Annotated in this window: 22 protein-coding genes and 1 tRNA gene; 18 read left to right on the forward strand and 5 right to left on the reverse strand. The window is 58.3% G+C overall.

Annotated elements, in window-relative coordinates; genetic code table 11:
* From tuf to LAO20_22090, 12 genes are all read left to right on the forward strand, one after another.
* Positions 1-1089 (forward strand): elongation factor Tu (gene tuf / locus LAO20_22035; GenBank protein MBZ5534115.1); only part of this gene is annotated, 1089 nt, incomplete at its 5' end.
* A gap of 197 nt (positions 1090-1286) precedes the next feature.
* Positions 1287-1436, forward strand: coding sequence for a 50S ribosomal protein L33 (gene rpmG / locus LAO20_22040; protein ID MBZ5534116.1), 150 nt, complete (start codon positions 1287-1289; stop codon positions 1434-1436).
* Positions 1437-1540: 104 nt separating this feature from the next.
* A tRNA-Trp gene (locus LAO20_22045) sits at positions 1541-1616 on the forward strand.
* A gap of 54 nt (positions 1617-1670) precedes the next feature.
* The gene (secE, locus tag LAO20_22050; protein ID MBZ5534117.1) at positions 1671-1922 is read left to right on the forward strand and encodes a preprotein translocase subunit SecE; all 252 of its coding nucleotides are present in this window, start codon (positions 1671-1673) and stop codon (positions 1920-1922) included.
* Between the two features lie 22 nt (positions 1923-1944).
* Positions 1945-2595 carry a transcription termination/antitermination protein NusG gene (gene nusG / locus LAO20_22055; GenBank protein ID MBZ5534118.1) on the forward strand — a complete coding sequence of 217 codons (651 nt, stop codon included), beginning with the start codon at positions 1945-1947 and terminating at the stop codon, positions 2593-2595.
* A gap of 187 nt (positions 2596-2782) precedes the next feature.
* A complete protein-coding gene (gene rplK, locus LAO20_22060; GenBank protein MBZ5534119.1) occupies positions 2783-3217 on the forward strand; it encodes a 50S ribosomal protein L11 in 435 nt (144 codons plus the stop codon).
* 82 nt (positions 3218-3299) lie between these two features.
* Positions 3300-4010, forward strand: coding sequence for a 50S ribosomal protein L1 (gene rplA, locus LAO20_22065; protein ID MBZ5534120.1), 711 nt, complete (start codon positions 3300-3302; stop codon positions 4008-4010).
* A gap of 102 nt (positions 4011-4112) precedes the next feature.
* Positions 4113-4664, forward strand: a complete 552-nt coding sequence (gene rplJ / locus LAO20_22070) for a 50S ribosomal protein L10 (protein MBZ5534121.1) — start codon at positions 4113-4115, stop codon at positions 4662-4664.
* A 155-nt stretch (positions 4665-4819) separates the two neighbouring features.
* On the forward strand, positions 4820-5197 hold the full coding sequence (rplL, locus tag LAO20_22075) for a 50S ribosomal protein L7/L12 (GenBank protein ID MBZ5534122.1): 378 nt from the start codon (positions 4820-4822) through the stop codon (positions 5195-5197).
* Positions 5198-5758: 561 nt separating this feature from the next.
* Positions 5759-10231 (forward strand): DNA-directed RNA polymerase subunit beta, encoded by a 4473-nt coding sequence (gene rpoB, locus LAO20_22080; GenBank protein ID MBZ5534123.1) that lies wholly within the window; start codon positions 5759-5761, stop codon positions 10229-10231.
* Positions 10232-10340: 109 nt separating this feature from the next.
* On the forward strand, positions 10341-14528 hold the full coding sequence (gene rpoC / locus LAO20_22085) for a DNA-directed RNA polymerase subunit beta' (GenBank protein ID MBZ5534124.1): 4188 nt from the start codon (positions 10341-10343) through the stop codon (positions 14526-14528).
* A 132-nt stretch (positions 14529-14660) separates the two neighbouring features.
* Complete coding sequence (locus tag LAO20_22090) at positions 14661-15389, forward strand: nucleotide-binding protein (GenBank protein ID MBZ5534125.1); 729 nt, start codon at positions 14661-14663, stop codon at positions 15387-15389.
* A gap of 91 nt (positions 15390-15480) precedes the next feature.
* On the opposite strand, the gene LAO20_22095 is transcribed toward LAO20_22090, so the two are convergent.
* Together LAO20_22095 and LAO20_22100 are read right to left on the reverse strand one after the other, a co-directional pair.
* On the reverse strand, positions 15481-15738 hold the full coding sequence (locus LAO20_22095; protein ID MBZ5534126.1) for a helix-turn-helix domain-containing protein: 258 nt from the start codon (positions 15736-15738) through the stop codon (positions 15481-15483).
* 18 nt (positions 15739-15756) lie between these two features.
* Positions 15757-15909 carry a hypothetical protein gene (locus tag LAO20_22100; GenBank protein MBZ5534127.1) on the reverse strand — a complete coding sequence of 51 codons (153 nt, stop codon included), beginning with the start codon at positions 15907-15909 and terminating at the stop codon, positions 15757-15759.
* A gap of 138 nt (positions 15910-16047) precedes the next feature.
* On the opposite strand from LAO20_22100, the gene LAO20_22105 reads away from it, so the two are divergent.
* The 3 genes from LAO20_22105 to pyk all read left to right on the forward strand — a co-directional run bounded on the left by LAO20_22105 (position 16048) and on the right by pyk (position 19030).
* Positions 16048-16359 (forward strand): hypothetical protein, encoded by a 312-nt coding sequence (locus LAO20_22105; protein MBZ5534128.1) that lies wholly within the window; start codon positions 16048-16050, stop codon positions 16357-16359.
* A gap of 332 nt (positions 16360-16691) precedes the next feature.
* Positions 16692-17477: a YihY/virulence factor BrkB family protein gene (locus LAO20_22110; GenBank protein ID MBZ5534129.1), complete on the forward strand. Its 786-nt coding sequence runs from the start codon at positions 16692-16694 to the stop codon at positions 17475-17477.
* A 68-nt stretch (positions 17478-17545) separates the two neighbouring features.
* Entirely contained in the window at positions 17546-19030 is a 1485-nt protein-coding gene (pyk, locus tag LAO20_22115) for a pyruvate kinase (GenBank protein MBZ5534130.1), read from the forward strand.
* A 183-nt stretch (positions 19031-19213) separates the two neighbouring features.
* On the opposite strand, the gene LAO20_22120 is transcribed toward pyk, so the two are convergent.
* Complete coding sequence (locus LAO20_22120) at positions 19214-20029, reverse strand: rhomboid family intramembrane serine protease (GenBank protein ID MBZ5534131.1); 816 nt, start codon at positions 20027-20029, stop codon at positions 19214-19216.
* Positions 20029-21507: a M28 family peptidase gene (locus LAO20_22125; protein MBZ5534132.1), complete on the reverse strand. Its 1479-nt coding sequence runs from the start codon at positions 21505-21507 to the stop codon at positions 20029-20031. Before LAO20_22125 ends, LAO20_22120 begins: the two co-directional genes overlap by 1 nt.
* Positions 21508-21663: 156 nt before the next feature.
* On the opposite strand from LAO20_22125, the gene LAO20_22130 reads away from it, so the two are divergent.
* The 3 genes from LAO20_22130 to LAO20_22140 are packed head-to-tail and all read left to right on the forward strand — an operon-like array spanning position 21664 to position 22678.
* Positions 21664-21867 (forward strand): hypothetical protein, encoded by a 204-nt coding sequence (locus LAO20_22130; protein ID MBZ5534133.1) that lies wholly within the window; start codon positions 21664-21666, stop codon positions 21865-21867.
* Entirely contained in the window at positions 21857-22279 is a 423-nt protein-coding gene (locus LAO20_22135; protein MBZ5534134.1) for a carboxypeptidase-like regulatory domain-containing protein, read from the forward strand. The genes LAO20_22130 and LAO20_22135 overlap by 11 nt, the downstream gene beginning before the upstream one ends.
* A gap of 33 nt (positions 22280-22312) precedes the next feature.
* Positions 22313-22678, forward strand: coding sequence for a carboxypeptidase-like regulatory domain-containing protein (locus tag LAO20_22140; GenBank protein ID MBZ5534135.1), 366 nt, complete (start codon positions 22313-22315; stop codon positions 22676-22678).
* A gap of 74 nt (positions 22679-22752) precedes the next feature.
* Here LAO20_22140 and LAO20_22145 read toward each other — a convergent pair whose 3' ends face one another.
* The gene (locus LAO20_22145) at positions 22753-24507 is read right to left on the reverse strand and encodes a 30S ribosomal protein S1 (GenBank protein MBZ5534136.1); all 1755 of its coding nucleotides are present in this window, start codon (positions 24505-24507) and stop codon (positions 22753-22755) included.
* Positions 24508-24800 lie beyond the last annotated feature (293 nt).

Below are 24800 nucleotides of genomic sequence, written 5' to 3' on the forward strand. Positions count from 1 at the left end.
AAGGTGTTGTCCAAGCACAACCCCAAGATCAAGTTCCGTTCGTTTGATTCGATTGATAACGCGCCGGAAGAAAAGGCGCGCGGCATCACCATCGCCACGGCGCACGTGGAGTACGAGACGCCCAACCGGCACTACGCCCACGTGGACTGCCCCGGCCACGCCGACTACATCAAGAACATGATCACCGGCGCGGCGCAGATGGATGGCGCGATCTTAGTCGTCGCCGCCACCGACGGTCCCATGCCGCAGACGCGCGAGCACGTGCTCCTGGCCCGCCAGGTCGGAGTGCCGTGCATCGTGGTCGCGTTGAACAAGTGCGACGCGGTGGACGATCCGGAACTGCTGGACCTGGTGGAACTGGAAGTGCGCGAGCTGCTCAAGAGCTACAAGTTCCCGGGCGACGACGTGCCGGTGGTGCGTCTCTCCGCGCTGGGCGCGTTGAACGGCGAAGAGAAGTGGGAAAAGCAGGTGGACGAGCTGATGGCCGCGGTGGACAAGTACGTTCCGCTGCCGGCGCGCGACATTGATAAGCCGTTCCTGATGCCGATTGAAGACATCTTCTCCATCTCCGGCCGCGGCACGGTCGTAACGGGCCGCATCGAGCGCGGCAAGGTGAAGGTGGGCGAGGAAGTGGAGATCGTGGGCTTCCGCGACACGCGCAAGACGGTGGTCACGGGCGTGGAGATGTTCAAGAAGCAGTTGGACGAAGGCATGGCGGGCGACAACGCGGGACTGCTTCTGCGCGGTATCGGCAAAGACGACGTGGAGCGCGGCATGGTGCTGGCCAAGCCTGGTTCAATTACGCCGCACACCAAGTTCAAGGCCGAGATCTACGTGTTGAATAAGGAAGAAGGCGGGCGGCATACGCCGTTCTTCAAAGGCTATCGTCCGCAGTTCTACTTCCGCACCACGGACGTTACGGGCGTGGCGGAGTTGCCGGCGGGCACCGAGATGGTGATGCCGGGGGACAACGTGTCGCTGACCATTGAACTGATTACGCCAGTGGCCATGGAAAAGGGCCTGCGCTTCGCCATCCGCGAAGGCGGAAGGACGGTAGGGGCAGGCACCATTTCAGAGATCATTCAGTAAGGAAGGGATTTAGCAATTGCCAGAATTGACAATTGCCAAAGAATCCAAATTGAGGCGACGAGCGGGCGTGAGCGAAAGCGGAAGCCCGCTGCCGAAATCCTGAGGGCCAGGCCCGAAGGATCTGGTAGCAACAAGGCAATTTCGGCGATGTTTGGCAATCTTGGCAATTGTGGCAATGAAGAAGGGGCTGGGTTTTTATGAGAGAAATCGTGACATTGGCGTGCGGCGATTGCAAAGAACGCAACTACTCGACGACCAAGAACAAGAAGACAACGACCGGTCGTCTGGAGTTCAAAAAGTTTTGCAAGCGCTGCCGCAAACACACGCCGCACAAGGAAGTTAAATAGATTGGGTAATTGAGTAGTTTCGTAATCGGGTAATTGAGCGATCGGCTACGAATGTCCGGATCAGATTACCCAATTACCAATTTTAGCAATTACTCAATCTTCGGAGGGGCGTAAGCTCAACGGCTAAACTGCCGGTCTCCAAAACCGGACTTGGGGGTTCGAATCCCTCCGCCCCTGCCAAATTTTGATTGCGGGACTGAACACGGGTACTGAGAAGAAGACAGGTAGGACACCATGGCAAAAACGGCAATCATGACGCGTGAAGACCGGAGTCTGGGCAACCGGATCAAGCAGTTTCCTTCGCGCACCAAGAATTTTCTGGTGGACGTCCGCAATGAAATGCGGAAGGTCACCTTTCCCAGCCGGAAAGAGGTCCAGGCGACCACCCTGGTGGTGATCATTACCGTGATTCTTTTTGGCGTGTATTTCTTTGTCCTGGACCAGGCCTTTACCCCTGCTGTTGCCTGGGTGTTGAAGCATAAGTAACTCCGGAAGGTTGATGGGAAGCATGGAAGAGCAAAAAACAGCTGGAACCAGCGGGACTGAGCCAGAAGCCGGCGTGGCGCCTGCTGCGGCGGCGGCGGCGGCGGAAAACGTCAACCCGAACATGAAGTGGTACATCATCCACTCCTATTCAGGTTTTGAGCGGAAGGTGAAGGAGTCGCTGGAAACACGTGTAGCCGCGTTCGGGCTGGAGTCGAAGATCGGCAAGGTTGTCATTCCAACGGAACCTGTCACCGAGATCCGCGGTGGCAAGAAGTACACCGTGGAACGGATGTTCTATCCCGGCTATGTTCTGGTGCAGATGGACCTGACAGGTTTTCGTACCGGTGGTGAAGGCGACCACGTTTGGCATGTGGTGAAGTCCACGCCGCGGGTGACGGGCTTCGTCGGCACGGCCAATGATCCTACGCCGCTGTCCGAAGACGAAGTCAACCAGATCATCTACCGGGTGAACGTAGGTAAGGACAAGCCCAAGATCAAGGTCAAGTTCGAAAAGAACGAGACCGTGAAAATCACCGATGGTCCGTTCGCAACCTTCACCGGCACAGTGGACGAAGTCAATGAAGATCGCGAGACCCTCAAGGTGATGGTGACGATATTCGGCCGCGCGACTCCGGTGGAGCTGGAGTTCGGGCAGGTGGAAAAAGTGGCATAGCAATTGCCAAAATTGAAAATTGCCAAAGAATCCAGATTGAAAAGCCGCAGTACTGGCAGTTGGGATGAACAAGCAATTTCGGCGATCTTTGGCAATCTTGGCAATTCTGGCAATTGCAGAAAACAACGAGAATTAAGGAGCACAGGCAAGAGTGCCTGTGCCACACACGTCAAGGTCAGGAAAACAGATGGCACCGAAAAAAGTACAAGGTCAAGTCAAGCTGCAGATTGAAGCCGGGAAAGCGACTCCGGCGCCGCCGGTGGGTCCCGCGTTGGGCCAGGCGCAGATCAACATCATGGAGTTCTGCAAGCAGTTCAACGCTCGCACGCAGAACAAAGAGATGGCTGGGCTGATTATTCCCGTGGTGATCACGGTTTACACCGACCGTTCGTTCACCTTCATCACCAAGACGCCGCCGGCTTCAATTCTGCTCAAGCGGGCCGCCGGCATCGCCAAAGGCTCCGGCGCGCCGAACAAAGATAAAGTCGGCAAGGTGACGGAGAAACAGGTCATGGAGATTGCCAAGCAGAAGATGCCGGACCTGAACGCCGCCTCGCTGGACGCAGCCATCAAGAGCGTGAAGGGCACCGCCCGCAGCATGGGCATTGAAGTCACAGCTTAGGTACTTGTGAACCAGGTTTTGTAAATCGCTAACACCACGGCGACGAAGAAGAACCCGGCGCGGTGGGAGATAAGGAAATGCAATGAGCCGTAAAACAGGAAAGAATGTCACGAAAGCTCGCGCAGCAGTGGAGCAGCGTTCCTATTTGCTGAACGACGCTGTCGCGCTGTTGCAAAAAGTTAAATTCGCCAAGTTTGACGAGACGGTAGAAGTCACCCTCCGGCTGGGCGTTGATCCCAAACACGCTGACCAAATGGTCCGCGGTACCGTGGTGTTGCCGCACGGCCTGGGCAAGTCGAAGAAAGTCCTGGTGATCGCCAGCGGCGAAAAAGTCCGCGAAGCTGAAGCCGCCGGAGCCGACATCGTGGGCGGCGAGGAGATGGTGGAAAAAATCCAGAAAGAAAACTGGACGGATTTTGACGCCGTAATCTCCACCCCGGACATGATGAAGTCGGTGGGCAAGCTGGGCAAGGTGCTGGGTCCCAAAGGACTCATGCCCAACCCCAAGACGGGGACCGTTACCTTTGATATCGCCAACGCGGTGAAGGAAATCAAGGCCGGTAAAGTGGAATTTCGCACCGACAAAACAGCGCTGGTGCACGTGCCGGTGGGCAAGATCTCTTTCAGCCCGGACAAACTGGTGGAGAACGCCACCACGGTCATCAGCAGCGTGGTCAAGGCCAAGCCTGCGGCGGCCAAAGGCAAATACATCAAAGCAGCGTACATCTCTTCCACCATGGGACCGGGTGTTTCGGTTGACACTACCGCGGTTGAAGCTGCGGCGAAAGCTTGAGGCGTTAATCGGGCGTGAGCGAAAGCGGGAGCCCGATGCCGAAATCCCGAGCCTAGCGAGGGAGCTCCTCCAAAAAGCCGGGTAAAAGATAAGGATCAAACAATGGCGGTTACAAAAGCAAAAAAAGCCGAACAGATTGAAAAGCTCAGCGTGGAGCTGAAACAGGCCAGCAGCATGATTGTCGGCACGTTTTCCAAGCTCACGGTGGCCAAAGATTTTGAGTTGCGCAAGACGGTCCGCTCCGCGGGGGCGCGCTACAAAGTGGTGAAAAACACGCTGGCGCAGCGGGCGTCGGAAGGCACCAAGGTTTCCGAAGCGCTGAAGGGCTTGAAGGGTGTCACGTCCATCGCTTACACCAGCGGCGATCCCGTGGCCCTGGCCAAGGCGCTGGACAAGTACGCGAAAGACAATCCGGAATTCACTTTCAAGGCCGGCATTCTGGAAGGCCGCCTGATCTCCATGAAAGAGGTCAAGGCGCTGGCCACCATGCCGTCCAAGGAAGAGATCTACGCCAAGCTGCTGTTCCTGATCCAAGCTCCGGCGCAGCGGTTGGTCACGGTGATGAACGCCGCAGGCCGCGATTTGGCCGTGGTGATCAACCAGGGTGTGGAGAAGAAAAAGTTCAAGGACTCCGGCGAAGCTGCCAGCAGCTAAGCCGGGTTCCAGCCTGGACGGGCCCGTGCTGGCCGGTTCAGGAGAAGTTTCTCGCTGTCAAAGACTCACGTGGCGCATGTCTGGGCGCAATGGAACGCGATGGGATGATGCGGCGAATCAGCACAAATGACTTCAGAAACTTGGGAGAGAAGACAATGGCAGATTTGCAGCAATTGGAAGATCAAATTGTTGGGCTCAGCTTGCTTGACGCAGCCCAGCTCGTAAAGAAGCTCGAAGAGCGCCTCGGAGTCTCCGCGGCCGCAGCAGCCCCAGTGGCCGTGGCGGGTGGCGGAGCGGCAGCCGCAGCTCCAGTGGAAGAGAAGACCGAATTCACCGTGGTCCTGACCGGCGCGGGCGCCAACAAGATCAATGTAATCAAGGCCGTGCGCGAAGTCACCAGCCTGGGCTTGAAAGAAGCCAAAGACCTGGTGGATGGCGCCCCCAAGAGCATCAAGGAGAACGTTTCCAAGGAAGAAGCCGAGACCATCAAGAAGAAGTTCATTGATGCCGGCGCTACCGTTGAAGTCAAGTAACTCCAGGCTCCCAAGGGCTGAAATTGCAGTTTAGTGCGTAGCGGGTGGTCCCCAAAGCAGCAAAAACCGGGGACGCGGCTGGCCACGGGCGGAAGCTAGCCGGGCCCGCTAAGCATTTTTATCGCCAATGGGGTTGAATCCGGAAGAGGGTTTCTGTTATCAAATAGATACGGTAATTCTCTTCCAAAACCGGAATTATTCAGGATTGCAGGCAGCGTGGTGCTCTGGGCTGGCGTGGCCCGGAGTCGTAGCTTGGCCTGCCGATTGTTGTCTTTTTGCAACAGGTCTGTGAGTAGCGGACCGCAGAACGGTTCTTAGACACGGGCGCGGACAAACACAATTCAGTCTTTCAAGATTTCGCTATCGCGGCGTCTTCGGAGATTTTTGTCTCCGCGGACCCGCGTTGCCGTGTCTTCATGCCCCGTGCGTAGTGCAGCGTGCTTGAAGCTGCATAGTTAACAGGTTTCGCCCTGGAAAAGCAAGAGATTTTCCGGAGCAGGCCCTTACCCGAAGTTCGCCACCTAGAGCGAGCGGCGAGTGCAACGCATTTAGGAGTAATTCATGCCGAACAAAAATGGCCAAGCCCGCTATCGTTTCGATTTCTCCAAGATTCCGGCAGCCCTGCAGATCCCGAACCTCATTGAGGTCCAGAAGCGCTCGTACGACCGCTTTCTGCAGATGGACAAACTGCCCAGCGAACGTGACGACAGCGGTCTCCAATCTGTCTTCCAGTCCGTCTTCCCCATCAACGATTTTCGCAATGTTTCCGAGCTGGCGTTTGTAGATTTTGCCATCGGCAACTGGGAATGCAAATGCGGACACCTGAAGGGCCTGCATCACCTGCGTACCACCTGCCGCAATTGCGGCAACACGGTGATCACGGACCCGTTTCATCCTGGCGAAGTGCTTTGCGGAAAGTGCGGCACCTACAACGCCAACACGCCCGACTTCTGCAACAAGTGCGGCGACCCCGTGGGCCTGCAGCTGAAATATGACGTGGCTGAGTGCGAAGAGCGCGGCATGACGTATTCCGCTCCGCTCAAGGTCACCATCCGCCTGACCATTTACGACAAAGACCCGGAAACCGGGAACAAGAGCATCCGCGACATCAAAGAGCAGGAAGTGTTCTTTGGCGACATTCCGCTGATGACCCAGAACGGGACGTTCATCATCAACGGCACCGAGCGCGTGATCGTCAGCCAGTTGCACCGCTCGCCTGGCGTGTTCTTTGAATCGGCCAACAACAAAACTTATTTCCTGGGCAAGATCATTCCCTACCGCGGATCGTGGGTGGAATTCGAGTACGACCAGAAGAACATCCTGTACGTCCGCATTGACCGCAAGCGCAAGTTCCTGGGCACCATCTTCCTGCGCGCCCTGGGCCTGCGTTCCGACGAAGACATTTTGCGCACGTTCTACACCGTGGACCGCATCAGCCTGAAGAACAAAGAACTGCGCTGGATGCTGGAGACCGGCGTGGAGAAGCCCACCAACCTGCTGGGCCTGAAGTTGACGCGCAGCGTGAAGGACAAGAGTGGGCATGAGATCGCCCACTCCGGACGGAAAATTACGCCGGCCATCCTGAAGGAAATCCAGAAGGCCAAAATCAGCGAGATTGAAATTGACGTCACCGACCTGGAAGGCGCCTTCACCGCGGCCGACGTGGTGGACGTGAACACCGGCGACGTGCTGCTGGAAGCCAACAATGAAATCACCGCGGACAAGCTCAGCAAGATCATGGACGCGGGCATTGAAGAGATCCACGCTTTCTTCCCCGAGCGCGACGACGTGGGCAACATCATCAGCGCCACCCTGCGCCGTGATTCGGTCAAGACGCCGCAGGAAGCGCTGATCGAAATCTACCGCAAGCTGCGTCCCGGCGACCCGCCGACCCTGGACACCGCCACCGCGCTGTTCCACGGCATGTTCTTTGACCCGCGCAAGTATGACTTCAGCCGCGTAGGCCGCTTGAAGTTCAACATCAAGCTGTATGACCGGAATGAAGCCGTGGGCCTGGACAAGCGCACGCTCGACCCGGAAGATTTTTACGCCACCATCCGCTACCTGCTGAAGCTGCGCAAGAGCATTGGCTCGGTGGACGATATTGATCACCTGGGTAACCGCCGCGTCCGCGCCGTGGGCGAACTGATGGAAAACCAGTTCCGCATCGGCCTGGTGCGCATGGAACGCGCCATCAAAGAAAAAATGTCCGTGTACCAGGAAATGTCCACGGCCATGCCGCACGATCTGGTGAACGCCAAGCCGGTCATGGCGGCCATCCGCGAGTTTTTCGGGTCGTCCCAGCTTTCGCAGTTCATGGACCAGACCAATCCGCTGTCCGAGATCACGCACAAGCGGCGTCTCTCCGCACTGGGACCGGGCGGTCTGTCGCGTGAGCGCGCGGGATTTGAAGTCCGCGACGTTCACCCCACGCACTACGGCCGCATCTGCCCGATTGAAACGCCGGAAGGACCGAACATCGGTCTGATCAGCTCGTTGAGCTGCTACGCCCGCATCAACGACTACGGCTTCATCGAATCACCCTACCGGCGCATCAAAGACGCGCGGGTGGTGGACTTTGTCAGCATCGTCAACGCCGGCGACGCAGAATTCCGCGTGGGCGACCACATTGAGCTGAAAGAAGCCGAGAAGATCAACGCCGATCTGAAAGAACGCCGCAAGAAGCTGATCGAGCATGAGCCGTTCTCGTTCTACCTCTCAGCGTGGGAAGAAGACAAACACGTCATCGCCCAGGCCAACATTGACCTGGACGACAAAGGCCGGATCACCGCGGAGCTGGTCAACGCCCGCAAGTCCGGCGACTTTGATTTGGTCCGCCGCGAGGAAGTTGACTACATTGACGTTAGTCCCAAACAGCTGGTCTCCGTGGCCGCTTCACTGGTTCCGTTCCTGGAACATGACGACGCCAACCGCGCGCTGATGGGCGCCAACATGCAACGCCAGTCTGTGCCCCTGCTGCGCGCTGCCGCGCCGTACGTCGGCACCGGCATGGAAGGCGTGACCGCGCGCGACTCCGGCGCGGTGGTGCTGGCGCGGCGCAACGGAATCATTGACTCAGTGGACTCGGAACGCATCATCGTGCGCGTGGAAGGTGAGCACCATCCGACCCAGCTCTCGCGCGAAGTCGGCAGTGACATCTACCAGCTCACCAAATTCAAGCGCTCCAACCAGAACACCTGCATCAATCAGAAGCCGGTGGTCAAGAAAGGTGACCGCGTCCTGAAAGGCCAGGTCATTGCTGACGGCCCTTGCACCGACAAAGGCGAACTGGCCCTGGGACGCAACGTGCTCGTGGCCTTCATGCCCTGGCGCGGCTACAACTTTGAAGACGCGATCCTGGTTTCGGAAAAGATGGTGAAGGAGGACTACTACACCTCCGTCCACATCGAAGAATTCGAGATCGAGGCCCGCGACACCAAACTGGGTCCCGAGGAAATCACCCGCGACATCCCCAACGTGAGCGAATCGGCTCTGCGTGATCTGGACGAAAGCGGCGTCATCCGCATTGGCGCCACCATCAAGCAAGGCGACATTCTGGTGGGCAAAGTCACGCCCAAGGGCGAGACCCAGCTCACGCCGGAAGAGAAGCTGCTGCGCGCCATCTTCGGCGAAAAAGCCGGCGACGTGCGCGACGCTTCCCTGACATGCCCTCCGGGCATCGAAGGCACCGTGGTGGACGTGAAGATCTTCTCCCGCAAGGGCCAGGAGAAAGACGAGCGCGCCAAGGCCATTGAAGCCAGCCAGATTGAGCGGCTGGAAAAGAACCTGGCGGACGAAATCCGAATCCTCACCGACGAGCGGTTGAAGCGTCTGGAAGCCATCCTGGGCAGCAAGGAAGTGCAGGCTGACCTGCATGACGAGCGCACCAACAAGCGCTTACTGACCAAGGGCGCAATCCTGGACCGCGAAACCATTGAGCGCATCTCCACCCGCAACCTGAAGCGCATCAAGTACGCCGACAAGGACCCGCGCGTCAACGAGCAGATTGACGAAATCGAAGAGATGACCTCGCGCCAGATTGACGTTTTGCGCAAGATCACCAACGAGAGGATCGGCAAGCTGCAAAAGGGCGACGAGCTGCCTCCCGGCGTAATCAAGCTGGTGAAGTGTTATATCGCCATGAAGCGCAAGCTGAGCGTGGGCGACAAGATGGCGGGCCGTCACGGCAACAAAGGCGTGATCGCGCGCATTCTTCCTGAGGAAGACATGCCGTATCTGGCTGACGGTACCCCGGTGGAAATCGTCCTGAACCCGCTGGGCGTTCCCAGCCGTATGAACGTGGGACAGATTCTGGAAACCCACTTGGGCTGGGCTGGTTATCACCTGGGTGAGCGCATCGCCGAGTTCTTGAAAGAAAATTCGCGCGAGGAAGTGATTCGTCGCGAACTGAAGTCCATCTTCAAGGACACGCCGTTCGGCGCCAAGATCGCCGAACTGGCGGACGATGAGCTGATGCACGTGGCCAAAACGCTGACCAAGGGCGTGTTCTTCGCCTCGCCGGTGTTTGACGGGTCGCGCGAAGTGGAGATCAAGTCCATGCTGCGCGAGGCCGGCCTGCCGGAATCGGGCAAGACCGAACTTTTTGACGGCATGACGGGTGACAAGTTCGAGCAGCCGGTCACGGTGGGCTACATTTACATGCTCAAACTCTCCCACCTGGTGGACGACAAGATCCACGCCCGCTCCATCGGACCGTATTCGCTCATCACCCAGCAGCCGCTGGGCGGCAAAGCGCAGTTCGGCGGACAGCGCTTTGGAGAAATGGAAGTCTGGGCGCTGGAAGCTTACGGCGCAGCGTACATCCTGCAGGAACTGTTGACCGCCAAGTCAGACGACGTGTTTGGCCGCACCAAGATCTATGAGGCCATTGTGAAGGGCGAAGCCGCCATTGAACCCGGCGTGCCGGAATCCTTCAACGTGCTGATTCGCGAGTTGCAGTCACTCTGCCTGGACGTGGAATTGATCAAGACCGAAGGCGGCCGCAAACAGATGCATGCCGCTGCGGCCGACTAAAAACCCGGCCGTGTCTCAACTCCGGGGAGCGAACCGGCTGGGGTTGAGACCTATAAAGCTTCATAAGCCGGGAGCCGCCGCGGTGGCGTAAAAGCCGCAGGAGGACACCTTGTATCGTTCAAGTCCGTTTGACCTGGGTAATCCGATTGCCGATTTCGATTCCATCAGAATCAGCCTGGCTTCTCCCGAGAAGATCAGGAGCTGGTCTCATGGCGAGGTGACCAAGCCGGAGACCATCAACTACCGCACCTTCAAGCCCGAGCGCGACGGCCTGTTCTGCGCCCGCATCTTTGGCCCGGTCACGGACTGGGAATGCTTGTGCGGAAAATACAAGCGGATGAAGCACCGCGGCGTGATCTGCGATAAGTGCGGTGTGGAAGTTACGCTGAGCAAAGTGCGCCGTGAACGCCTGGGCCACATTGAGCTGGCGTCGCCATGCTCGCACGTGTGGTTCTTCAAAGGACTGCCGTCACGCATAGGGCACCTGCTCGACATCTCGCTGCGCGACCTGGAGTCCGTGCTGTACTTTGAGTCTTACGTGGTCGTGGAAATTGGCGAAGCGCCGGTCAAAGAGCGCGAAGTCATCAAGGAAGAGACCCGCTTCCGCGAACTCGACCAGCAGTTCCGCGCCACCGGATTCAAGGCCATGATGGGCGCGGAAGCCATCAAAGAGCTGTTGAAGCGGGTAGAAGTGGACGAACTCTCCACCGAACTGCGCGAGAAGATGAAGCACGAAACTTCTCTGCAGAAGCGGCTCAAGTACGCCAAGCGGTTGAAAGTGGTTGAGGCCTTCCGCAAGAGCGGCAACAAGCCCAACTGGATGATCCTGGACGTGATCCCGGTGATCCCGCCGGAACTGCGTCCGCTGGTGCCGTTGGATGGCGGCCGTTTTGCCACCTCCGACCTGAACGACCTGTACCGCCGCGTGATCAACCGCAACAACCGGTTGAAGAAGCTGATGGACCTGCACGCTCCGGAAGTGATTGTGCGCAACGAAAAGCGCATGCTGCAGGAGTCTGTGGACGCGCTGTTTGACAACGGCCGTCGCGGACGCGTTCTGCGCGGCGCCAACAACCGTCCGCTCAAGTCGCTTTCGGACACGCTCAAAGGCAAGCAAGGCCGCTTCCGCCAGAACCTGCTGGGCAAGCGCGTGGACTACTCCGGCCGTTCGGTCATCGTGGTCGGACCGGAACTCAAGCTGCACCAGTGCGGACTGCCCAAGAAAATGGCCCTGGAGCTGTTCAAGCCGTTTATCTATCACCGCCTGGAACAAACCGGACACTGCACCACCATCAAGCAAGCCAAGGAAATGGTGGAACAGCAGGAACCTATTGTCTGGGACATTCTGGAAGAGGTCATCAAAGACCATCCGGTGCTGCTGAACCGCGCTCCCACGCTGCACCGCCTGGGCATTCAGGCGTTTGAGCCGGTGCTGGTGGAAGGCAAGGCCATCAAGATCCACCCGCTGGTTTGCACGGCGTTCAACGCCGATTTTGACGGCGACCAGATGGCCGTGCACATTCCGCTGTCTCCGGAAGCGCAGGTTGAAGCCAGCGTGCTGATGCTGGCGTCGCACAACATCCTGTCGCCGGCATCCGGCCAGCCGATCACCGTCCCCACGCAGGACATGGTGCTGGGTCTGTATTACCTGACCAAGTCCAAGCCCGGCGCCAAGGGTGAAGGGCGCGCTTTTGCCAACACGGAAGAAGTTCTGCTGGCGCTGGAAGCCGGCGCTGTCGAAACTCTCACGCCCATCCGCTTGCGCTATACCGGCGAGCTGATTGACCTGACCCAGGCGTACGACGACCAGGACATCATCCACACCGAGCCGGTCCATTTTGAGCGGCAATTCGTGAACACCACGGTGGGCCGCGCCATTCTGAACGACCATCTTCCCGAAGGCATGCCGTTCATCAACGGCTTGCTCAAGAAGAAGGGCATCGGCCAGCTGGTGAACTACACCTACTTGCGGTTCGGGTTGGAAACAACGGTCAAAATGCTGGACGAAGTAAAAGACCTGGGGTTCCTATTCGCCACCAAGGCCGGCCTGTCCATCGGCATTGATGACATGGTCATCCCGGAGGACAAGAAGGAACTGGTGAGCGAAGCCGAGAAGCAGGTCATCAACGTCCAGCAGCAGTATCTGGACGGCGCCATCACCAACGGCGAACGCTACAACAAGGTGATTGAAATCTGGTCGAACGTGACGGAAAAAGTCGCCGACGAGATGTTCAACAACATGCAGGAGCTGGACAAGGCCGGGCAGTTGAACCCGATTTACGTCATGGCTGACTCCGGCGCTCGCGGATCGAAACAGCAGATCCGCCAGCTCTCCGGCATGCGCGGACTGATGGCCAAGCCTTCCGGCGAAATCATTGAAACGCCCATCACGGCCAACTTCCGTGAAGGGCTGACCGTGCTGCAGTACTTCATCTCCACGCACGGCGCGCGCAAGGGCCTGGCCGATACGGCGCTGAAGACCGCTGACTCCGGCTACCTGACCCGCCGCTTGGTGGACGTGGCCCAGGACGTGATCATTAGCGAACAGGACTGCGGCACGGTGGACGGCATCTACGTCGGCTCGATCGTGGAAGCCGGCGACATCATCGAACCGCTGCGCGACCGCATCGTGGGCCGCGTGTCGCTCGAAAAAATCAAGGACTACGAAGGCAACGTCATCGTGGACGTGAACCAGGACATCACCGAAGACCTGGCCAACGCCATTCAAGCCGCGGGCATTGAGCGGGTAAAGATCCGCTCGGTCCTTACCTGCGAATCCAAGCGCGGCGTTTGCATCATGTGCTACGGGCGCAACCTGGCCTCAGGCCGCATGGTGGAACTGGGCGAAGCCACGGGCGTGATCGCGGCGCAGTCCATCGGCGAACCCGGAACGCAGCTCACTATGCGTACCTTCCACATCGGCGGTACGGCGTCACGCGTCTCTGAGCAATCACGCCTGGAAGCCCGCACCGCCGGCATGGTGCGCTTTGTGAACCTGCAGACGGTGAAAGCCAAATCCGGCGATCTGGTGGTCATGAACCGCGCCGGCAACATCACCATTGTGGACGACAAGGGCCGCGAAAAGGAGCGCTACTCGGTGGTTTACGGCGCCCGGGTCAAGGTCCAGGACGGCTCGCAGGTCCACCAGGGCCATGTGATGGCGGAATGGGACCCGTACACCTTCGCCATCCTCACGGAAATTGGCGGCACGGTGCAGTTCAAGGACCTGCAAGAGGGCGTGACGCTCCACGAAGAAGTGGACGAAGTCACCGGTCTTTCGCGGCACGTGGTGGGCGAATCGCCGGACGAGAAGCGCCAGCCGGCCATCGTGATCAAAGGCAAGACTACGCGGCGTTACCTGATGCCATCCCGCGCTCACCTCATGGTGCAGGACGGAGATGAATCGCATCCGGGCGACGTGCTGGCCAAGATCCCGCGCGAAACCACCAAGACCAAGGACATCACCGGCGGTCTGCCGCGCGTGGTGGAATTGTTTGAGGCTCGCAAGCCGCGCGAAACCGCCATCATCAGCGAAATTGACGGTGCGGTGAAGTTCGGCGAAGTCTCCAAAGGCCAGCGCAAGATCTACGTGGTGGCCGATAACGGGACGGAGAAAGAGTACTCGGTGCCCAAGGGCGTCCACATCAACGTGCAGGAAGGCGAGCGCATGCGCGCCGGCGAAGCGCTGATGGATGGTCCTCTCAACCCGCATGACATTCTTGCCGTGCTGGGCGAAAAGGAACTGCAGGCGTACCTGGTGAATGAAATCCAGGAAGTCTACCGGCTGCAGGGCGTCACCATCAGTGACAAGCACATTGAGGTGATCGTCCGGCAGATGATGCGCTGGGTGAAGGTGGAGGACGTGGGTGACACCGCGTTCCTGCTGGAACAGCAGATTGATAAATTCCGCTTCCGCGAAGAGAACGAACGAGTGATCGCCACCGGCGGCCGACCGGCAACCGGACGCCCGCTGCTGCTGGGCATCACCAAAGCGTCGCTCTCCACGGAGTCGTTTATCTCCGCGGCGTCCTTCCAGGAGACCACGCGCGTGCTCACCGAAGCGTCCATCCAGGGCGCTGTGGACCACCTGCGCGGCCTCAAGGAGAACGTCATCGTAGGCCGCTTGATCCCGGCCGGCACCGGCATGGAGTTCTACCGCAATGTGCGGCTGGCTCCGGAACTGGAACAGGCCGCCGCCAAGGTACAGGAGGAAGTCTCCCGCGAGTACGCCGAAGCCGAGCGCGCTCTGGAGCTTCTGCGCCAGGAAGGCGAAGCCGAAGAGATGGCTGCAGAGTAAACAGTTGTTTAATGATTAGTAATCAATCGCGGGCTGGAGAAATCCAGCCCGCTTTTTTATTTTACCTTAGGAATGATCCGCAATACACTTTGCGATGAAGCGGAACGGGGGAGAGAATTACCGAGAAAGGTTATGCCAGTGACAATCGACGAAAAACTAGAGGAGCTTATCACGAGAGCCTGGAACACAGTCCAGATCTATAGGTATGATTGGCAGGCGCGTGTAGGTGCATTTCTTCGAGCCGCGGGTTTGGAAGATACGAAGAAGGAATTCGATAATATTATTTTGCATGGCTCCGATTGGGACTCGACGAGAGCCGCTTTGATTGGGCTTCTCGAAGGAACAGCTATCAGAGTGGCTCAGAATCGATCGCAAATAGATGCCGCGGTCCGCACCGGTCCCAAGGCTACTGATTCAAGAAAGATTTTTGTGGTACATGGTCACGACAGCCAGACTAAGGAATCAGTGGCTCGCTTTCTGGAGCGCATCGGACTGGAGCCAGTAATCCTTCATGAACAACCGAGCTCCGGGCTTACCGTTCCCGAAAAGCTTGAAGCATTTTCAGCAGTGGGCTTCGCAGTCATTTTGCTCACGCCTGATGATATTGGCGGTCTAGCGTCCGAACCCGACAAACTCAACCCGCGTGCCCGTCAGAACGTGATATTGGAGCTCGGCTACTTCCTAGGAAAGCTGTCTCGCCGAAGAGTATGTGCTCTCTACAAGAACATTGAGATCCCGTCCGATTATCAGGGAGTGCTGTATGTCGAGTACGATGCATCAGGAGGATGGCGCACAAAACTGGCACAAGAACTCGTTGAGGCCGGTTTCTCGATCAATCTGGAAGCGCTGCTGAAATCCTGACCCTATCTGTTGGCGCGCGCCTGAAGCAGATACGTCCAAAGGCGACATTAGGGAGGAGCCCCAATGCACAATTCCGGAGCGCTCGGAACGTTCAGCGGGTTTTGCGCATCTGGTCGAAGCGTTTGGCGAGATCTAGAAACGAGATTCCCAGAGCATCACAGACTTCGGCCATGTCGACAACGTCAATGCGGCGGTCACCCAGTTCATATTTGCTGACGAACCCTTGTGAGCGGCCCATCTTTCGGCTGAGTTCGTCCTGGATCATGCCGATCTCTTCCCGGGCCTGGCGCAGGAGTTGACGCAAGAGCTGGCGGTTCTTCTGCTGCCGGGGTGATTTGCGCTTTTCCATTGGCGACTGAGCGCGCGGTTATTGGCCTTTCGGCTTCTTTGCAGGCTGCGACGGATGTTTTTCCACGTATTGCTGGATAAAATCGATCAACACGTCTGTCATCTTTTTGCCTTCTGCAGCCGTGGCAGCTTTGAAGGCGTCATGCAGGCCCGCCTCGACGTTCAGGTTCATGCGCTTCCACCTTGGCTCTTTGGCCATTCCGCTCACCTCCCGGGAGTCAAGAGATGAGCTTATATGTTTATGAGTAATTTCGCATTGACAGAAATAGATCATACTCATATACTCATAATGAAGTCAAGGTAATTTCGCATGACCGCTACCAAGCGTAAGAACAAATCCGGACGCTCAACCCGCAACCAGCCCCAAGTCCGCAGCGGAAAAACGTCCAACCTCTACCGCCCGCTGGGCTCCTTTCCCTTTCCGCAGGTGTGCGGCAAGACCATCACGGACGTCTACGTGACGACAGACAGTGACCTGAACTGCCTCACGATCTCTTTCGACGACAATACCGAGCTGGTTCTTGATGTTGAGCCCTGCGTGCGTTTCGCGGCTGACTATTCCGCCTGGAAGAACGGTAACCAGCGCGTCATCAAACGCTGGCCGCTTGTTCGCAGCAAGTAGTTTCCTTTGAGCTATGCAACGCCCCTCCAAACCTCGCAAGAAACTCGGCAAACGACCACTTGGCCTATTTCGGGGCGAAATCTGGATGGCGCCCGATTTCGACGCGCCGTTAGAACTCATAGAGTCCTCCGAAAAGATGGCGCTGCCGCCTGAAAACTCGAGTGCCACCAAGATAAATGCTAAACGGCGCAAACCCGCCAGGAAGCGTACGCGTCCGTAAGCCGCTAGTGGTCCGAACAACGTTCTTTTAGTTGCTAACGGCTTCAGCGCCCTTTACCCTAGTCTAGTTCATGCACTTCACCCGCCTCCGACGCGCGTTCTGGCAAGCCTTTATGCACGGCCAGTTTTCCACGGCCAAGGCGGCGGCGTATTCGTCCATTCTCACGCTGTTTCCGGCATTTCTGGTGGTCACCTCAGTTCTGGAGGCCTCGCACAACACGGAAGGCTTCCTGCAGCAGATTGCGGCCGCGGTGGGCTGGGTGCTTCCGCCGGGTTCGCGGTCGGTGGCGCTGTCGTTTTTTCAGACCAAGCAGCACCACGCCAACCGGATCATCATCTCCACTTCCATCGTGACCCTGCTGGCGGCTTCCGGCGTGATGATTTCCTGGATGGACGGGTTCCGCCGGGCGTACGGCATGCAGAACACCTGGGGATTCTGGAAGGAACGGGCCATCGCGCTGTACCTGGTGCTCCTGGCGCTGATTCCCATGGGTTTTGCCACCATCCTGGTGGCCTTTGGCAATGAAGTGGAGAACTGGATCCAGGCGGAGACCATGCACCTGTTCAAACCGCTGATCATCTTGCTATGGGACGGAGTGCGCTGGGCGATAGCTCTGATTACCAGCATCGCGGTAATCAGCCTGATCTACCATCATGGGCTGCCCAAGACGCAATCCTGGCGCAGGGTGCTGCCTGGGGCCACGGTGGCGTCCCTGCTTTGGTTCCCGGCGACGATGGTCTTTGGCTGGTACGTCAGAGAGTACGCTACCTACAGCGTGGTCTACGGGTCCTTCAGCGCGGCGATTGCCTTGCTGGTGTGGATGTACATTGTCTCCGTGATCGTGTTGCTGGGAGCTGAGATTAACGCGCAGGTTTTTCCCAGAAGCCCGGAAAACTGAATTTCACAACTAAGAATTCACAACCAAGAAGGAAGAAGTCACTGATGAGCGTACGAAAGGGCCTGGAAATGAACCCGGCCGGCGGAGCGCGCCGGGCGAAAATTGTGTGCACACTGGGACCGTCCAGCAATTCTGAGACGGCGATTCGCGACCTGATGCGCCTGGGCATGGACGTGGCCCGGCTTAACTTTTCCCATGGCACACACGCTGAGCACGCTCGCGTGATCGAGCGTTTGCGCAAAGTGGCGCAGCAGGAAGACCGGACCATCTGCATTCTGCAAGACCTGCAAGGGCCCAAGATCCGCACCGGCCGCTTGAAATCCCACGGCCTGGTGGAGTTGAAGAGCGGTTCGCGCGTCACCATCACGCCGCGGGATATTCCCGGCACCGCAAGTTTGCTCTCCACCACGTTCAAGACCCTGGCGCAAGAAGTGCAGCCAGGATCGCGCGTCCTGATTGCCGACGGCCGCATTGAATTGGTGGTGATCGCGTTGCACGGGAGCGACGTGGAATGTGAAGTCATCAACGGCGGTCCCGTCGGCGAGCACAAGGGCATCAACCTGCCGGGAACGGTGGTGAGCGTGCCGTCGCTCACGGAGAAAGACATCAAAGACCTGGAATTTGGCCTGGCGCATGACGTGGACATGGTGGCTGCGTCCTTCATACGCACGGCCGACGACGTTCGAGCCGTCAAGCGGCTGGTGAGCAGCCAGCGGTCGGACGCATGGATCATCGCCAAACTGGAAAAGCCACAGGCTGTGGAAGAAGCCAACCTGGAAGAAATTCTGGACGTGGTGGACGGCGTGATGGTGGCGCGCGGCGACCTGGGTGTGGAGATGCCTCCGGAAAAAGTGCCCATGATTCAGAAGCACGTGATCCGCCGCGCCGCGGAGTGGCGCAAGCCGGTCATTACCGCCACGCAGATGCTGGAGTCCATGGTGGAAAATCCGCGGCCCACGCGCGCGGAAGCCAGTGACGTGGCCAACGCCATTCTCGATGGGTCGGACGCCGTGATGCTTTCCGCGGAAAGCGCCAGCGGCAAGTATCCCCGCGAAGCCGTGGCCATGATGGCCCGCATCATCCTGGAGGCCGAGTCCAGCATGCCGGAGCCGGTGCCGCGCCGCCGCCAGGGCCGCCATCTTTCCATCTCAGAGACCATCTGTGAATCCGTGGCGCACGCGGCGCAGGACCTGGACATGAAAGCCATTGCGGTCTATACGGAGACGGGAAGGACCGCTCGCCTGATCTCCAAGTACCGGCCGCAGTCAAAGATTTACGCCTTCGCGGCCACACCCAGGGTTACGCAGCGCCTAGGCCTGTTGTGGGGCGTGCAGCCCGTCCACTGCACCATGGCCATCAACACGGAAGGCATGGTGGCGCACGCGGAGAAAGACTTGTTCAGCCGTCACGGCGTACAGGCGGGTGACATCATGGCGGTTGTGGCTGGTACCCGGTCTTCCAGCGGCTCAACGAACTTCATGCGTCTGCACGTGGTGGGCAGTGTGGAATCTCATGAGAGAGCGCGGGAGCGGAGGGCGTCGAAGAAGAAGTAGATCAGCAATTAGCAGACAGCAAATAGCAATCAGCAATCAGCCAAAAAAGTCACGGCCGTGTCTTTTCGGCAGTTGTTCTGGTGGATCGTCGTTGAGCTATGCCGTCCGCACGCCAAACCGCCAAGTCATCACTAGGTTCGAGAGTGCTTGAAGGCTGACTGCTGATTGCTGACGGCTGATTGCTCAGTTCACCCACCCGCCGGAATCGCCGTCTTTTTTGTCCTTGTCAGGGTCTTCCGGGTAGAACCGTTTGGGGTCGCGTTCTTGTTTGCTCATGTAGACTTGAAACTTTTTGGCGGCGCGCTTCCGTTTCCAGCGATGGTACGCATTCCTGAGACCGAAGGACCGTTCCGACACAGCAAACGACATGCCCCGCCGGGGAACAAATTTGACAAACAGGTAGCCGAAGAAAAGTCCGCCGAGGTGCGCAATGTGGGCCACGCCGCCGCTCTCCTGCATGGAGAACACGACCGTAACAACAATGAGGATCGCAATCAAATATTTTGCTTTGATCCCAACCGGCAAGGGGATCATGATGATTTCGTTTTCCGGAAAGAACATGGCAAAGGCCATCAGCACTGCATAGATTCCTGCCGAGGCACCGACGGTGATGGAATTGGGATTTCCGAGAATCCCCGAATAAGCCAGCCCGATGCTGAACAGAGCGCCGCCGACCACTCCTGCCAGGAACAACTCAAGGAACCAGCGGTGGCCGCGCAAGCTTTCCGTGGAAGGGCCGAACATCCACAAGGTAATCATGTTGAAGAACCAATGGATGAAACCGCCGTGTATGACGGAATAAGTAACGATCTGCCACACCCATCCGTGCATGACGGCGGTGGGCACGAGTCCAAACCAGAACACAAACCTGGCTTCCAGCAGCGGCGCCGAGAGGCCCAGCAACGCCATCGCAAAATACACGACAGCGTTAATGGCGATCAGCCAGGTTACCGCGGGCGTGAACGGCGGCAGGCTCAGCGTCTGTTGGGTTCTGGTCATTACTTCTTGTCCGCCTGGGGCGTTGGTGTTGCCGCCGGCGAAGGTCCGCGCTCCGGCCCAGGAATCGCCACCAGGCTGCGTTGTCCATTGGCGCCTACGGACCGCACGCCGAAGATCACGTTGTCCTTGGACTCCTGCAGGTCAATCTTGGTTGCGGTGGTGCGGGTTGCGTTCTCCTCGGGGAAGTCAGGGTCCGTGGTCTTGCGCCAGACCACGTCGTAGGCCACGGCCCCGGCGACCGCGTCCCACTCGATTTTGGAATCGTTCTCCAGGTCGTGCGTCAGCAGGCGGGCCTTGGGCGCTGCCGGCGCGGACGCCAGCGTGGCCAGCGTGGCGGCGTTGAGCCGGGCCACGTTGGCCAGGTAGTCGAAATTGACGAACTTGGGCCAGTCACCGTACTCGATGCCTTTTTCCACGCGCGGGGTCTGGTGCTGGTGGTGGAAGTCTTCGCGATACTCGGTAAAACGGACTGCGGCGAATCCTTGCTCATTAAAGGAGCTGTGATCGCCGCCGCGCAGGAAACGGTCGCGGCGGAAAATGATTTTTGGGGTAAATTTCCCGAAGCTGGTATACGTCTGGTTGACTTCCTGGACGTAGCGGGCAATCTGGCGCGAGGCGGAATCGTTTTCACCGCCCACGGCGCGGATGGCGCGCAGATCGGCTTCGCTGGCCGCTGCGGGAAGGCCCTCAGAAAAAACGCGCACCCAGTTAAAATTCTGCAGCGTATCGCCGGGCGTGCGATTTCCGCCGACAATGTCATTGTTCAGCACGCCTTCCAGTTGCCAGCCCTCGGCTTTGGCCATCTTGGCGAAGTGCGAGCTGCCGTCCAGACCCTGTTCTTCGCCGGCGACGGTGAGAAAAATAATGGTCGCAGGAAACCTGTGCTTGCTGAGCACGCGGGCGCATTCCAGAGACACGGAAGTGCCGCTGCCATCGTCATTCGCGCCCGGGGCGGGATCAGTGGTGTTTTCGTTCTGGCTGTTGCGGGAATCGTAATGGCCGGTCACCAGGAAAATACGCTTGGCCTGTGCCGGATCGGTACCACGCAAAATCGCGTAGACGTTCTGGAGTTCCGTCGGCTGCGGGATGCGGTTTTTAGGCTGCAGCACAAACGTGTCGGTCTTTACTTCCAGGCAGCCGCCGCATGCGGCGGAGTAGCGCTCGAATTCAGACTTGATCCAGTTGCGCGCGGCGACGATGCCTTTGTCTGAGGTCGCGGCCCCCGGATTGTTCACGGAGAGCGTGCTCCGCGTGCCAAAGCTGACCAGCTTTTCATCCGTCTGCTGCAGCTGTTGCGGAGACACATCATGGATAATATGAATGATGGCCTCGTCTTTGACCCGGCCCGGCGTTTTGGCTGGGGCCTTCTTGCCGGCGGCAGTTTTGGCCGGCTTCTTCCCGGCGGTCTTGGATGCGGCGGGCGCGGGTTTCGGTGTATGGGCCGGCTGCTGGGCAACGGCGCCCGGCAAAAGCAGCATCAGAACGGCCATCAGGAAAACCAAGGTACAGTATGTTGTGCGGCGCAAGAGCAAGATTTTCACCTTCATTAGAAAGCTTGACGGCAACCTGCAGAGATTCTAAATATAATCACGTGACCTATGCCACCTGGGAGTGGCCCGCTGAGGAGGAAAGCAATGCCAATTTGTCCACAATGTGACACCGACCTCGACCTGGATGAGGAGGAGCTCGAGGAAGGGGAAATCGTCGCCTGCCCGGAGTGCGGCACGGATTTCGAAGTCGTCACCAAGAGCCCGCTGGAGTTGAATCCAGTGGACGAGCTCGACGAAGATGACGAGGACGACCTGGACGATGAGGAAGACGAGGAAGATGAGTACTGAGCGCCGCGCCCTGGCCAAAGCCGCGGTCCTGAGCGTGGCGCTGGGCCTGCTCATTACTTCCGCGTTCGCCCGCGAAGACCGGAAAAAGCGCGAAGACTCCAGGAAGCACTACGCGCTCATCTTCGGCACCGTCTTCGGCACTGACGACCGTCCTGTCTACGGCGTTCGGATTACCATCCGCGAAGTGGGAAAGAAACATCCCAGCTGGGAACTGGTGTCTGACCATCGCGGTGAATTCGCGCAGCGCGTGCCTCCCGGCCCGTCTGACTACGAAATCAAGGGCGAAGCCGAGTTTGCTCCCCTGGAAAATGGCAAGCCGCAAGTAGCTAAAAAGAAGAAGGTTAGAGCTGAAGCCAAAGTGCACATTGCAGAAGAAGAGCGCCAGGACGTCAGCCTGCATCTAACTGACTAGCAATTTCCAAAGAATTTAGTCGGAGGACATGCTGTGAGAAAGTCTGCGTACAGATGGGCGCTGCTGCTGGGCATCCTGGCGGCGACTCTGGGCTTGGCCCAGACGCGCGCAGAGAGCGGCGGCGCGCAGCAGGCCTTGCGTTCGCTGACTGGTCACGTCGTGTCCAGCCAGAACCAGCCGCTGCAGAAGGCCATTGTGTATCTGAAGAACACCAAGAGCCTGGTGATTAAGACATACATCACGGAAGCCGACGGGTCTTACCGTTTTCCCGCGCTCTCTCCCAACGTGGATTACGAAGTCTACGCCGACTATCAAGGCTCGCGTAGTGACACCAAAACGCTCAGCGCGTTCGACAACCGGAAGCAAGTGAACATCACGCTGAAAATCCACAGCAAATAACTTCCAAAAGAAAAAGGCCGCCCTCTTGATACAAAGTAGGACGGCCTAGAATCGTTTTGACTGCGCTCCAGCGATCAGCTCTGGTCGTTGCCGGCGCGCTTCCAGTTGATGATGTCGCCCAGCGTGGTGGTGGCGCTGCTGCTGGACGCCGGATGCTTATAGGCTTCCACATCAGCGCGGCTGGCTTCATCGCCCACGGCGCGCAGGCTGAGTCCGACTTTCTTTTCCTCAGCGTTCATCTTGATGATCTTGAACTCGTGTTCCTGGCCGGCTTCCAATTTGGCGGATGCTCCGCTGGAATCGGTGGCTTCAGAGTTGTGGCAAAGGCCTTCCACGCCTTCCGCGATCTCCACAAACGCGCCGAACTGCGCCAGACGCAGCACCTTGCCGTGCACCTGGTCGCCCACGCGATGCGTATTGAAGAAAGTTTCCCAGGCGTCAGGCTGAAGCTGCTTTACGCCCAGCGACAAGCGGCGCTGTTCCGGCTCAATGCCCAGAACAATGGCCTTCACCTTCTCGCCTTTTTTCAGGACTTCAGAAGGATGCTTGACCCGCTTGGTCCAGCTCAAGTTGCTCACGTGCACCAGGCCGTCAATGCCGTCTTCGATTTCGATAAATGCGCCAAAGTCGGTGAGGTTCCGCACCCGGCCTTCCACCGTGGAGTTGATCGGATACTTCTCGTGCAAGCGCTCCCAGGGATTCGATTCCAGTTGCTTCAGGCCCAGAGAGATGCGGCGCTCGCCGGAATTCACGTTGAGCACCACGCACTCGATCTCATCACCCACGTTCACCAGCTTCGAAGGGTGCTTCATTCGCTTGGACCACGACATCTCGCTCACGTGGACCAGGCCTTCAATGCCCTGCTCCAGCTCCACAAAGGAGCCGTAGTCGGTCACGCTGAGCACGCGGCCTTTCACGCGGGCGCCGATGGGATAGCGTTCCGCGGCGTCCAGCCAGGGGTCGGGCGTAAGCTGTTTGAAGCCGAGGGAAACGCGCAGCTTCTCCGGATCGAACTTTAAGACTTTCACCTGGATCTGGTCGCCCACGTGGACCAGGTCGCGAGGATGCGTCAGCCGGCCCCAGGACATGTCCGTGATGTGCAGCAGGCCGTCAATGCCGCCCAGGTCCACGAACGCGCCGTAATCGGTCAGGTTCTTCACCGTGCCGGTGAGGATGGCGCCCTCCGCCAGGTTCTCCAGGGTCTTGCCGCGCTTGGCGGTGACTTCTTCATCCAGGATCGCTTTGCGCGAAACCACAATGTTGCCGCGCTTCTTGTTCAGCTTGATCACGCGGACTTCAATTTCATGGCCCTTCAACGTGTCCAGATTGCGGACCGGATGGGTATCCACTTGCGAACCCGGCATGAACGCCTTCACGCCGATGTCCACCGAGACTCCGCCCTTCACCCGCTCTACCACTGTGCCCTTCATGGGTTCTTTGGAGTGGTAGGCCTTCTCAATGTTCTCCCACACACGGACGCGGGCCGCGCGCTCATGCGAGAGCAGCACGGAACCTTCTTCGTTCTCCCCGCGCTGTACCATCACTTCAATCGGGTCGCCGGGGTTGAACTTGATGTTGCCTTGCGCGTCGGTGACTTCGGCGATCGGCACCAAGCCTTCTGACTTGAAGCCGATGTCTACGACAACGTGGGTGGCAGTAATCTTGATGACGGTGCCTTTGAAGACGTTGTCTTCACTGGGCGCCGGTTCGGTTTCCAGGGTGTACGACTCAAGAGCCGCGGCAAAATCGTCCATGTGGGTTTCTTCTTTTTGAGTCGAGCCCGCAACGGGCTGCTCAGTGGATTCGAGTTGAGAGTTTTTCCCGGACATAGTTGTTTGAGTTTTTTTCGAGGACTTCTGAAGGGGCCGAATGAACTCCTGAACTTGAGCTGCTTGCTTACTTCCGGCTGACTGCTCAGAGCAACATTTTTCTACCCTTCCGGACCTAAAACACGCCGGAGCTCGCAAGGAGGATCAGTGGACGTGCTGAAGGCGGACTCGGGATCATCCGAGCCCCACTGGTTTGATTCGGCCCCCTTACTTTGCCCTCGGGAGACCTGAAACCCAGCGGCCGGATCTTACGGCAGTCCTGAATGGGCCATAAGACTCCTTCGAGTGTAGCA

This window comes from Terriglobia bacterium, assembly GCA_020072815.1.
Classification (GTDB): Bacteria; Acidobacteriota; Terriglobia; order Terriglobales; family Acidobacteriaceae; genus Angelobacter.

What these genes read in the sequence shown, in the direction of transcription:
- rpmG (MBZ5534116.1), top strand. Translation starts at nt 1,287, where the DNA reads ATGAGAGAAATCGTGACATTGGCGTGCGGCGATTGCAAAGAACGCAAC.
- secE (MBZ5534117.1), top strand. Translation starts at nt 1,671, where the DNA reads ATGGCAAAAACGGCAATCATGACGCGTGAAGACCGGAGTCTGGGCAAC.
- nusG (MBZ5534118.1), top strand. Translation starts at nt 1,945, where the DNA reads ATGGAAGAGCAAAAAACAGCTGGAACCAGCGGGACTGAGCCAGAAGCC.
- rplK (MBZ5534119.1), top strand. Translation starts at nt 2,783, where the DNA reads ATGGCACCGAAAAAAGTACAAGGTCAAGTCAAGCTGCAGATTGAAGCC.
- rplA (MBZ5534120.1), top strand. Translation starts at nt 3,300, where the DNA reads ATGAGCCGTAAAACAGGAAAGAATGTCACGAAAGCTCGCGCAGCAGTG.
- rplJ (MBZ5534121.1), top strand. Translation starts at nt 4,113, where the DNA reads ATGGCGGTTACAAAAGCAAAAAAAGCCGAACAGATTGAAAAGCTCAGC.
- rplL (MBZ5534122.1), top strand. Translation starts at nt 4,820, where the DNA reads ATGGCAGATTTGCAGCAATTGGAAGATCAAATTGTTGGGCTCAGCTTG.
- rpoB (MBZ5534123.1), top strand. Translation starts at nt 5,759, where the DNA reads ATGCCGAACAAAAATGGCCAAGCCCGCTATCGTTTCGATTTCTCCAAG.
- LAO20_22090 (MBZ5534125.1), top strand. Translation starts at nt 14,661, where the DNA reads ATGCCAGTGACAATCGACGAAAAACTAGAGGAGCTTATCACGAGAGCC.
- LAO20_22095 (MBZ5534126.1), bottom strand. Translation starts at nt 15,738, where the DNA reads ATGGAAAAGCGCAAATCACCCCGGCAGCAGAAGAACCGCCAGCTCTTG.
- LAO20_22100 (MBZ5534127.1), bottom strand. Translation starts at nt 15,909, where the DNA reads ATGAACCTGAACGTCGAGGCGGGCCTGCATGACGCCTTCAAAGCTGCC.
- LAO20_22105 (MBZ5534128.1), top strand. Translation starts at nt 16,048, where the DNA reads ATGACCGCTACCAAGCGTAAGAACAAATCCGGACGCTCAACCCGCAAC.
- LAO20_22110 (MBZ5534129.1), top strand. Translation starts at nt 16,692, where the DNA reads ATGCACGGCCAGTTTTCCACGGCCAAGGCGGCGGCGTATTCGTCCATT.
- pyk (MBZ5534130.1), top strand. Translation starts at nt 17,546, where the DNA reads ATGAACCCGGCCGGCGGAGCGCGCCGGGCGAAAATTGTGTGCACACTG.
- LAO20_22120 (MBZ5534131.1), bottom strand. Translation starts at nt 20,029, where the DNA reads ATGACCAGAACCCAACAGACGCTGAGCCTGCCGCCGTTCACGCCCGCG.
- LAO20_22125 (MBZ5534132.1), bottom strand. Translation starts at nt 21,507, where the DNA reads ATGCTGCTTTTGCCGGGCGCCGTTGCCCAGCAGCCGGCCCATACACCG.
- LAO20_22130 (MBZ5534133.1), top strand. Translation starts at nt 21,664, where the DNA reads ATGCCAATTTGTCCACAATGTGACACCGACCTCGACCTGGATGAGGAG.
- LAO20_22135 (MBZ5534134.1), top strand. Translation starts at nt 21,857, where the DNA reads ATGAGTACTGAGCGCCGCGCCCTGGCCAAAGCCGCGGTCCTGAGCGTG.
- LAO20_22145 (MBZ5534136.1), bottom strand. Translation starts at nt 24,507, where the DNA reads ATGTCCGGGAAAAACTCTCAACTCGAATCCACTGAGCAGCCCGTTGCG.